At 69.9% G+C, this 1,311-nt stretch carries 2 protein-coding genes; one reads left to right on the top strand and one right to left on the bottom strand.

The features are described 5' to 3' along the window. The coding region (locus BCD48_RS52960) for a hypothetical protein (protein ID WP_491677160.1) at positions 1-350 on the top strand (350 nt) is incomplete at its 5' end. Between the two features lie 169 nt (positions 351-519). Here BCD48_RS52960 and BCD48_RS54975 read toward each other — a convergent pair. Beyond that, the gene (locus tag BCD48_RS54975) at positions 520-642 is read right to left on the bottom strand and encodes a hypothetical protein (RefSeq protein WP_274536564.1); all 123 of its coding nucleotides are present in this window, start codon (positions 640-642) and stop codon (positions 520-522) included. Positions 643-1,311 lie beyond the last annotated feature (669 nt).

Raw genomic sequence — 1,311 nt, forward strand, 5'->3', positions numbered from 1 at the left:
AGCTGCTACGGAAAGCGGGCACGGCTGGTTCGGAGGGGGGCCGTCGGAAAAGGACCAGGTCAACTGGCACCTCGTCGGCGGCCTACCCTACCGCAAGCACGGTTCTGAGAGGGGGCCGCCGCGGCAACGCGGCGGCCCTACTCGACCACTTCGGCCCGCTACGCGGCTTCGCCCTGGCCAACAGCGACCCGCCCAACCACCCGGCACTCGCTCGCGACCTGCACGCCTACCTGCGCTGGCGCAACACCCACCGCCGCCACCCAACAGTGCTCGAAGCACAACGCCGCGAACGCGCCCGCGTCCACTCCGAACGCCAACACCGCTGGGGCCACACCAGAAACGCCGCCTGATCAACAATAACCGACCCGCATTCGCGGACAACGCACTAGACGGACTCGAGGGCGGTTGAGCACGGGTCCGAGCTTTGCCGCGGGGACCGTACTCGTCGGGCAGGCTCGCCGGCGACCCATCGACGAGGCCATGGTGCCCGGTCCGACAAGACAACGGGCGGCGCGGGGGTCACCTGCTCGCGGGCGGCCCCGTCCCAACGGGGTTGTGGGCGGTAATGGTGATCGGCCCGAGCTGGTCGTTCGGGGAACGGGCATAGTCGAGCCGGGGGACGGACACCTCCTGCGTGGTCACCCCGGATCTCGTTCCCTCGATCTGGACGGTGTAGGTGTATGACCCGCCCCCGATCGTGGGCGGGTCCCAGGACACGGTGCCGAGAAAGTTACTGGAATCGTATCCGCGGCTTGCCCGGGAAATGTTACGTACCGGCCCCGCTCCTGATCCGAAATTCGGCGCAACGTGAGGCAGGGGAGTGCCCACCCGCGGCGACGCTGGAACGGCTGCCTGTGCGGCGGCCCGCTGCGGGCGCGCGTGGGCGGGGCCGATCATGCCGGGACGGGCGCTGGTGGGCCGCCCCCTGGCCTGGTGCGTGAGGCCTTCGGGTCAGGCCGCGGCGGGGGCGAGGGTGACCTTGTAGCCGAGGGCCTCGAGCCCTCGGATGTGGGAGCACCGGGTGCGTTCCGATCAGGTGCTCGCGTGGCAGGCCCCTGCCCTGACACAGAGGGGTCGCCGTCGTGTCGACGCCGCACCTTCGGAAATCGTCGACGCCATTCGCACTGCTGCCCGGGGCGACACCGTCCTGGTGCCCCTCCAGCCCACGCTGGCTCGCCTCCTCCGCCGACGACCGCGGCATCCTGTGCCGCCGCCGGCCTCCGTCTTTCACCGGGGTTGGTGACATGCCGGGCTGACCTGGCCGGAACGTGATCGAGGTGCACCTGACCAGCAACGATGTGATTTGTCTAG

Source organism: Pseudofrankia coriaricola (assembly GCF_001854805.1).
Classification (GTDB): domain Bacteria; phylum Actinomycetota; class Actinomycetes; order Frankiales; family Frankiaceae; genus Pseudofrankia.